This window comes from Chroococcidiopsis cubana SAG 39.79 (assembly GCF_003991895.1).
Classification (GTDB): Bacteria; Cyanobacteriota; Cyanobacteriia; order Cyanobacteriales; family Chroococcidiopsidaceae; genus Chroococcidiopsis; species Chroococcidiopsis thermalis.
In genome coordinates, this window is the sequence record NZ_RSCK01000001.1 from 153,179 (window position 1) to 161,839 (window position 8,661).

At 43.4% G+C, this 8,661-nt stretch carries 7 protein-coding genes and 2 pseudogenes; 4 read left to right on the plus strand and 5 right to left on the minus strand.

From position 1 onward, the window contains the following. Positions 1-465: 465 nt before the first annotated feature. From DSM107010_RS00760 to DSM107010_RS38065, 3 genes are all read right to left on the minus strand, one after another. Positions 466-2,160 carry a hypothetical protein gene (locus DSM107010_RS00760; protein WP_106166331.1) on the minus strand — a complete coding sequence of 565 codons (1,695 nt, stop codon included), beginning with the start codon at positions 2,158-2,160 and terminating at the stop codon, positions 466-468. Positions 2,161-2,336: 176 nt separating this feature from the next. Beyond that, positions 2,337-3,833 carry an AAA family ATPase gene (locus tag DSM107010_RS00765; protein ID WP_106166345.1) on the minus strand — a complete coding sequence of 499 codons (1,497 nt, stop codon included), beginning with the start codon at positions 3,831-3,833 and terminating at the stop codon, positions 2,337-2,339. A gap of 542 nt (positions 3,834-4,375) precedes the next feature. Further along, positions 4,376-4,531 (minus strand): hypothetical protein, encoded by a 156-nt coding sequence (locus DSM107010_RS38065; RefSeq protein WP_158631711.1) that lies wholly within the window; start codon positions 4,529-4,531, stop codon positions 4,376-4,378. A gap of 156 nt (positions 4,532-4,687) precedes the next feature. Here DSM107010_RS38065 and DSM107010_RS00770 point away from each other — a divergent pair, with 156 nt between their 5' ends. Continuing rightward, complete coding sequence (locus tag DSM107010_RS00770; protein WP_206751808.1) at positions 4,688-5,542, plus strand: hypothetical protein; 855 nt, start codon at positions 4,688-4,690, stop codon at positions 5,540-5,542. A 64-nt stretch (positions 5,543-5,606) separates the two neighbouring features. Here DSM107010_RS00770 and DSM107010_RS00775 read toward each other — a convergent pair whose 3' ends face one another. Next, on the minus strand, positions 5,607-7,187 hold the full coding sequence (locus DSM107010_RS00775; protein WP_106166329.1) for a vWA domain-containing protein: 1,581 nt from the start codon (positions 7,185-7,187) through the stop codon (positions 5,607-5,609). Positions 7,188-7,431: 244 nt separating this feature from the next. On the opposite strand from DSM107010_RS00775, the pseudogene DSM107010_RS00780 reads away from it, so the two are divergent. From DSM107010_RS00780 to DSM107010_RS00790, 3 genes and pseudogenes are all read left to right on the plus strand, one after another. Further along, a pseudogene (locus DSM107010_RS00780) lies at positions 7,432-7,726 on the plus strand (type II toxin-antitoxin system RelE/ParE family toxin). Positions 7,727-7,751: 25 nt separating this feature from the next. Continuing rightward, positions 7,752-8,072 (plus strand): HigA family addiction module antitoxin, encoded by a 321-nt coding sequence (locus tag DSM107010_RS00785; RefSeq protein ID WP_106166328.1) that lies wholly within the window; start codon positions 7,752-7,754, stop codon positions 8,070-8,072. A 38-nt stretch (positions 8,073-8,110) separates the two neighbouring features. Next, the gene (locus DSM107010_RS00790) at positions 8,111-8,338 is read left to right on the plus strand and encodes a hypothetical protein (protein ID WP_106166327.1); all 228 of its coding nucleotides are present in this window, start codon (positions 8,111-8,113) and stop codon (positions 8,336-8,338) included. A gap of 14 nt (positions 8,339-8,352) precedes the next feature. Here the strand turns inward: DSM107010_RS00790 and DSM107010_RS39265 are convergent. Next, a pseudogene (locus tag DSM107010_RS39265) lies at positions 8,353-8,661 on the minus strand (AAA family ATPase); the annotation flags it as partial.

Consider the following 8,661-nt stretch of genomic DNA (forward strand, 5'->3'; position numbering starts at 1 on the left):
AGGTTGATGCTCAAAAATACGTTTGCTGCAAAAAAAATCTCCACCACTAGATCAGAGAGCTATCTCTGTGTCAGGATGTGTCGGCACTGCTTGATGATATTGTCTTTTCGAGCGTCTACATTGATTTCTGTGGTTAGTAGGGGCGATCGCGCTTAGACCGAACAGTTCAAATGCGCGAAGCGCTCCTGGGAAATAGATGTGTCTCTACTACCTTAAAAAAATGTTGCAGCTGCCTCTATCAAAGCCTTGGCTACTGCTATGGTTTGGTTGATTGAACTGGAGGTTGAACTAAAACAAGGTGCAAGCACAAAAGCCATGCTGCCAGCTTTTCTCAAAGTAGCTCGATTGTTTAATTGACAGTAATTTGCTTGTCAGCGGTGCGGTTAAGTAGCTGCAAAAAACCGTTGCGTCTACACCAGTGGTTTTCAGCAGTCTGCTCCAACCGAATTGTTATTAGATTGCCGACTATGTTTGCAAAGTATCGGCAATTGAACACAAACAATTTACAACAGTTTCAACACAAAGACTCCATCCTGCTCTTGGCGTTTCGGGCATAGTTGACGCTCCCATCAACTGAAAAACAGGCTCTAGTTCAGGACTACCAATGTGTGCCGAACCTATTCGGAGTTTATTTAAACTAACCAAAGGAGCCGCTATGGAGCGAGTTTGTGTTTCGTTTAATCCTTTAGCCATTAGAATCTTTTCTAGAAGTTTTATCTGTCTTAAATTCTTGTCTACTGCGCCTCCTAAAGCACTTAAAGTATTACGAAGCGGTTCAATCTGCATTGTTTCAATGACCCATTCATAGAGAAGTTTTGCGAGTTCAAGAACCTCTATGAATTGGTTGCTGACTGGTCCCACACTTAATCTACGTAGCTCTTGTTTACTTGGCTCTGTATCGCTAAATAAATCGATAGAGACTTGATGCTTAAAATGAGCATTAAGTTGAGAGCGAGCATCTCGAATCAAATCAACTACTCCAGGTGAGTGGGGTGGATTCTGTTGCATCCTAGTTTGAAACATCTCTTCACATATCTCGCCGCTTGGTAGTGAAGAAAATGATGCCCAGTAAGCTTGCTCTGCAAGACTTAAATCAGCAATATCAGGAGCAAAGGCGTTAACCAAGCCTTGAGAATTAATCCCCACATCAATCGTACCCCTATCACCAGGTAAGGAGGCTACTCCCCAGTTTCGCATGTGAAAAAATACACTGTACCCAGGAATATGCAGATACTTTTGTAAAACCTCTGGGCGAAAATACAAATATCCAAAGTTACCAATACCACTATTAATGTAGTTTCCAAGATAGGTATCCTTCGGCAGAGGCTGTCTTTTACCTTCATCGTTGACTATAAAGCTTGGCAGTTCGGATTCCTGTACTAGTTTTTCTCCAAAATAATACCAAGGACTACGCTCAAACTTAGGTCTATCATAAGGCTCAATTATAAAATTGCGACGTATAGTAGAACGTCCACGAAAGTAATCATGACGAGTAAATTCAGGAGTATGTATATTTGTTGAAATCCAAGTGAATTCATCAATTTTCTCGTCTTCGATTTGAGCGAACTTAAGTGCTTCTTCTATTGCTACATTTGCAAAACGCTCAGCAATTACAGAGATTAACAATCCCATGCCTAACGCTGCTAGAAAATCTCGTAAATAATCACGATGGATGATTACCCTAGCTGTTGGATCGTAAGTTTTATGAGAATCGAGGTTAGTTTCAGCAACTAGAATATTATCTATTGGATGATAGTACTGAGATGGATTTCTTTTTTGCAAAGCATGATAGGTAACAAACTCACGACTTAACTCAATAGAGAAATCCTGGCTAATCGGATGCTTAACTAATTGAGCTAGTGCGTAGAGTTGAATCTCTCCATACTGAGAATAGTCCCCAAAACTAAATCGATCCTTAGAATTCCAGCCCATTTCAAAAGTTAGATCGTGAGGTGACGCGATCTCACAAGCAGCCATATTTAGCTGCTCGGCTGGAACAAGAGCGGAGTGAATCAGCCATTCTTCGCGTCGCCAATCTAGGGAGTCAAATTCACTTGACTCATTTTGCCAAAACCCTTCAATGGTGATTGTAGTACCTTTGGTGGGATTGTAAGGAGGTTTTTCCCTGTCTGAGTATTGTAACCAGGCACGTAGCTTCATAAGAGATAACCTGAAGACCTTACTGTACCAAACAAAAAATAAATCGGCTGCTCCAATGCAAGGGTAAAGGCAATCTAACGACTAAACTTACCAGATGGAGATAACTTTTGCAACTCATGCAACTCAACAGGTAAATTAAAGCTCCGTTCCAATACAGTGGTTTGTTAAACTGCTTTCTAGGCAATCTCTTGAACCAATACTTTTTTTGAGGTTAGCCAATCTTTCACATCGGCAACATAATTAGTCCATTCTTGAGTAGAGCTTACTAAGTCAATTATTTTTGATAATCCAGCCCCTCTATCCCAACCAAGCCTATCTATAATATCATCTACATACTTATGACTATCATCAACAACCACGATTTGTTGTGCTACTTCGATAATCTCGCTGTATTCATCACTAGTCATTTTATCTAACTTAATAATGATACTATGAATATACTTTTCAGGTTTAATATCTTCTGGAAGATTTAAGCATTTTATTTTTTCATAACTAGCTTGCCGAAGTGATTTTGCGTTCTCATCATCCCCAGTTAAAACAGCCTTTAACCGTTCATCTTGTTCTCGTTTAGTTTTATAGACATCTCCATCCAATAGAAAGACACTATTTTCGCAACTTTCACCGCGTAGGAGTAGTCCAGCCAAAATTGTAAAACAATTTATGGCTGCACCAAATCTCTGCACCGAAATATGTCTACAAATACCTAATTGACCTGCAACTTTTTTGACTATTGCTACAGCAAGATCGTCTTCAACAAATACTTCGATTAACTTAGGTTGACTCCCCGTTAATCGATTTATTGCATCCGGTTTTGTCTCATTAAAGCAAAGGGTTTTTTCTGACGTACCAAAAATATGTCTTATATTGATGAGATTTGATAATTCAATAATTGATTCTCTATGGGTCGTGAACACCACTTGAAGATGATGACTTTGCACTCTTTCAGAAATAACTTTAATTAAATTCTTCATTGCTGAGTCATGCAATAGCAGATCGAGTTCATCTATTAAGATAAGACTATATTTGTTGGCTCTAAAAATTTTCTCCAGCAGTAAAAATATTTTTTGCTCGCCAGCACTCATACTCAAGGCAGAATATCTTATTCCCTCAGCTTCAACACCAATAAACTTTTTACCTCTACCAGGGTCATGAATGTTGTAAGCTGTGTACTGCCTATTAAGGCAATATGATGCCTTCTCTAGTATTATATTTATGATATCTTCGCTTACCTTGCTAGTTGAGTAATTAATTTTTACATTCCGTTTCTCCGCTTCGATAAGTGGAACACAACTATCTACACCGAAGTAGTGAACGTTTCTCGTGGGTCGTCTTTTGTATATTGGTTTCCATCGATCGCTACTTTTCCCGTAAGGCTTCTCTACATTTTCATGTAGTTGAGAACCTTGTCGATAAGTGTGAACTATGCGTAGCTCACTACCTTCCCATAGTGCATCAGGATGTGGTGGAAAAAAATTACTAAATTTATAGTCTTCTCGATCTTCATTCAGTGGTTGAAAACAACAGGCTAACGCATGAAGAACGGTTGATTTTCCATAACCATTCGGACCCAGGATACCAGTTATATTTTTCACCTCAAATGAGATACAAACATCTTTGATATTCTTGAGCTTTCCGATCTCTAGCTTATGCAAACGTTGCTGAGAAATCTCCATACACTTTCCCTGGGGTTTACAGTCTAATTTATGAAAAAAGGTGTCAAGCCTCCCTATTTTAGAGTACCCATGTTTACTCAGCGATCGCATATCCCACCAATAACCCTTCGGCTGCGCCTCCACAGATAATTCAGAGCGGTACAATAATTCCCTTCAGCGGCGGTAGACAACACCCAAACGAAGCACCAGCATCTCTCAACTGTCCGCTGCCAGGGACTTATTATGTAGCCGTTTATCCTGGCATGACTGAGGAGCAATTTGGTCGCGATTGCGATCGACTAGCACGCTCTATGCAAAGCAACATGCGATCGCCTTAGTAGAGCGACTCATAAAAGCACTATCTGATTCACTAGATACATAAGCCTCACTCAACGTCCGCTGACAATTGCTTCCAGCGTTGCCGCACGTTGGCAATGATTTCTCGGACTTCGTTCTCGGTTGGAATCTCAACTAACAAACACTCTACGTCCAATTCCACTAAAAACGGGAAGTAAACTGCATGCGTTTGACTGCCTGTGACTCGGTAAATCTCAATTTCTCCCCTACGAGCGCTGCTGTTGCTCTACCAAGTCATATCCTCGCTCGACTAGCCATCGCAGGTAACTCCCCTCTCCCATCCTTGGCAGTTCCCACTTCTGTCTGGTTTGCCAATCCACGACTTGAATAAATTCCACACTTTTTGTATCTATTTGCAACACCAGCCGAATGACTTTCGTTCTCGTATCCGTGTTCCCTCAATCAGAAAAACCAGGCTGACTGTTCCATCAACTTTTTTCTAGAACGAGAGCGTCAAAAGTATGAAATCGGCAGTTATTGTAGATGTAAGATAAATCTTCTGGTGTTGAGCTGATTTTTTGATGGATTCTTCGCAACAGTTAAAGCAGTTAGTTAGTGCCGATCTACCTAGCTTGGCTAAATATTACCGAGAAATGGCTGATTCTCAGGGAGCAGGGGTGTTGGTAGTCAACTACTACCCAGTTGGAGAAGTCGCACAGATGGAAGCAAGATTTCTCAAATCGAGCCAAATTCCTCGACTATCTAGACAAATGGGACTACCCAGCCTCCAAACCGAATTCGAGCAGCACGATCGCGAACAAGAAATGACGCTCGCGATCGTCACAGCCGAGACTAAAGGCGCGTTCGCTGTTGAGTTACAACTCCCCACTCAAGTATCCGAACCCCAAATGCCATCATCAAGCAGTCGATCTAAAGCATCGAAGCCAAAGAGCAAGTCTTCTGACTCCACAACACAAAAACGCGCGTCTTCTGTCAAGTCAACAACACAGCGCCAAGCCAAGAAACAGCCAAATGTAGCTGCAACACCAAAATCCAAAGCCACGCCAAAACAGACCAGCCAGCCGTCTACCCAACCAAGCACAGAGGCGGAAGTTACGACAGTAGAGCCAGCAGCTACTACTAAATCTGCCTCCCCAGGTAAGACGACTGCCAAGACTTCAAAGCCCGCCAAGAACGGCAAAACTGCGACCAGAACGACGACAAAACAGAAGTCACAGCCTGAAGCATCACCCCAAACAACCGCACCCATACCCGAAGAGCGATCGCCCCAACCAGAGCCAGAACCTACTGCCCAACCAACTACAAAACGCAGATCTTCTACCACTACTTCTGCTAGACGCAAATCCTCTTCTAGTGGGGCGACTAGGCGCAAGACAACTTCGCGGGGAGCCAGAAGTAAAAAGCAAAGCTAAAAATTGATTGGATTTGAGGAGGGGGGAAGATTACACCTAGTACACGGCGGCTGTCGAAGCTGGACTACAGCAAGAACAGCTCCTCAATCGCTACCTCATCACTAACAAGATCTTTAACAACCCAGATGCGATCGCAAAACTGCTTAAGGAGCCGATCGCTCGCACCACCAATTAAGACTCCATAAATATTAAATTCTCGCTGTTGCTTCTTGATTTTTAACTGCTCTAAAAAATCCCGTTTCACGTCACATCTGCCATCTGTAACCATGACAATATCTGCTCTTTTGAACTGTTGTTGCCGCTCAATACATTCGGTAGCAGATAATATTGCTGGCTCCCAAGCAGTGCCGCCACCATTATAAAAAGCTAGCATCGACTCCAGCAGTCGAGAAAAATCATGGTGGTGGGGTGGAAAATCATCAACTCGACAAACTCTAGTTGCAAAGTGGATGACTCGCAAATGCCGTCCCTCTCGGCGAGCAATTTGTCCTAACACTGCCGTTACTGCTTTCGCCCAAGTGTCAGGTAATCCATCCATCGAGCCAGAAGAATCCAAGCACACCACCAACGGTCCTTTACATTGCTTCTCCTTCCCTCTCGTCTTGTATTGCAGTAGAGAGCGATCGTAATAGGAGAGCGCAAACAGAGGAAACAGATCGGGAGTAGAGAGTTTCTGGAGTTCGCTGGGCAACAACCGTGACAAGTTATCTCCTAACTGAATCGTTGTTATTTCCCCAAAAGCATCTAGAGCTTGGCTGCGGCGCTTGCGCTCGGCAGTCTGTTGCAAACGTCCGGCAACAACAGCGATCTGCTTGAGCTTGGCATGACCTGCTATCTTCTGAGCTAGCGCCATTTTTTCGGCGCTAGAGACGCTCCGTTCTCCACCCATTTCATTTCCCCAGCTCAAGCCCAGCATCTCCAACCACCCAGTTGCCTCGCTCAATTTTTCATCGGCGGCGTTCAGGGCAGCCCTGAGCATTTGCCGTACTTGCGTTTCATCAAGACTATTTGCATATTGTTGGGCTTGCCATACAGCTTGTTTTCCCTCCTGTTGTATGAGTTGGATTAGTTCATCTGAGCGATCGCCACTATCTTCAATCATCTGCCTCAACCACAGAGATCGTTCCTGTTGCTGTCGAGTTTTGGGTAGTTGCAACCCAGTTGGGGAAGTAGTTGTTTGAGGAGAAGTCAACATCTGCTTCAATGCCTCAGATGGCGGAACTTCAGGCTGATGCTTCAGCTGCCTAATTAGCTCCCGATACTGTTGTGGATTGGAGAATCGAGGCATGGGTGGTGGCAGTCGCTCGTACACTTGACGGCAATACTCTACCGTTGCCAGTCCTGCTGCTAGTTGGTTGCCTTGACACTGCTCCACCAGCTCGTCACAGCCGATGAGCTGTTGAAACTCCCGATGCAATAAAATTGCCCAAGCACTTTCGGGTGGTGGTGGGTCTAGCTCCTCTGGTTCGCTCTCGTAGTAAAGTCGATGAAAAACTTCTAGAGTAAAACTGGGAAAGGCAAACAGCTTGCTAGTTCCTACTCTCACCATCGTCCGAGCATCTTCAAAATAGTTTATATACTCCTGCCAGAAGAGTTTGGAAATGCTCGCAACTCGATACACCAGCGGTTCAAAGTCAAACAGCATAAGATTCGGAATCGATTGATGAGTTCAAGTCAAAATTGCCCAAGCATCCTTACAAAAATAAATTGAGCAGGTCTTTTTGTCCTGTCTAGGTGTAGTAAGGTTTAGTCGCGTAATCTAATGAAGACCTGCTCAATTTATTAATGTATAACCCCAAACTGCCAAAAAGCACTCGCGAGATCGGTAATCTTTAGCTCCATTTAGCATATTATCCGTGTTATTATGTTAGCACTCAGCGATCGCGCTCATGATTGTTTCATTCAAAGATCGAGGCACGGAAGAGATTTTTGATGGTAGTGACTCAAAAGCAGCACGAAAAACTTGTCCGATTAACCTGTGGGCTGTAGCACGTAGAAAGTTGGATCAACTCAATGCCGCTGTATCTTTAAACGACTTGAGAGTTCCACCAGGTAACAAGTTAGAAGCCCTGCAAGGCGGGCGAGCAGGTCAATATAGTATTCGCATCAACGACTGAGCCTCGAATTTGCTTTGTCTGGTTGGAACAAGGAGCGGATTCAGTTGAAATTGTTGATTATCATTAAATGTTTGCAGTTGAGGTATCAATAGATGAAAATCCCCCAATATCGCCCTCCTACACACCCAGGAGAAATCTTGCTGCTAGATTTTCTAGAACCACTAGGACTGACTCAGCAGGATTTAGCTAACAACATCCACGTTCCTTATCAGCGAGTCAACGAGTTGGTGAATGGCAAGCGCGGCGTGACACCAAGTACGGCATTGCGGCTGTCGAAATTCTTTGGCAACAGCCCAGAGTTTTGGTTGAATCTGCAACAAAATTGGCAGCTATACCAAGCACTTAAAGAAGAAGAAGAGGAGATAAACGCGATCGTCACTTACGCAGGGCGAGAAGAAGAAAGAAGTGCTTGAAGTATAAGCTTTAAAAAATTCTATTAACTCGATTCGGGATGAATAGCACAGAAAAAATTCAAGTCCGCTCCCCAAAATTTCAGATGTATCAGTCAGTTATTCTCTACTGGAATGGTGAAGAACGCTCAACTCACATTGTGCGTCGCTGGTTCGATCTCGACGATAGCAGCCGTCATCCTGACATTCCCGATGGTTATTGGTGGTACAAAGTAACAAATGACGAGCAACTTTATCCCGAACAAGCAATTGAGCCAGATAGCAAATAGAAACTAGCATTCAGCTATTGATAAACTTTATTTTTGTAACCGCCAACTTCTACTAGCAAATCTTCGCGAATATCAGTCAGTATTCTCTGCGCTCGTCGGGCATTGCGACTCTTGTTATCGGCGATTAACTTTTCAATCTTGCGAGCAATATCCTCCAAGCGACTGGCAGCATTATCGGCTGCTTCAATCAATTTTTGTTCGGTTGTATTGCTCGGACGCAAATTGTATTCTCTGGCTGCCCTCACTACAGTGCCGACCTCTTCCTTTGCCGCATCGTACCAAGATACGGCTTGTTGGTTGAGATCGGGGACGCAAGCATTCAA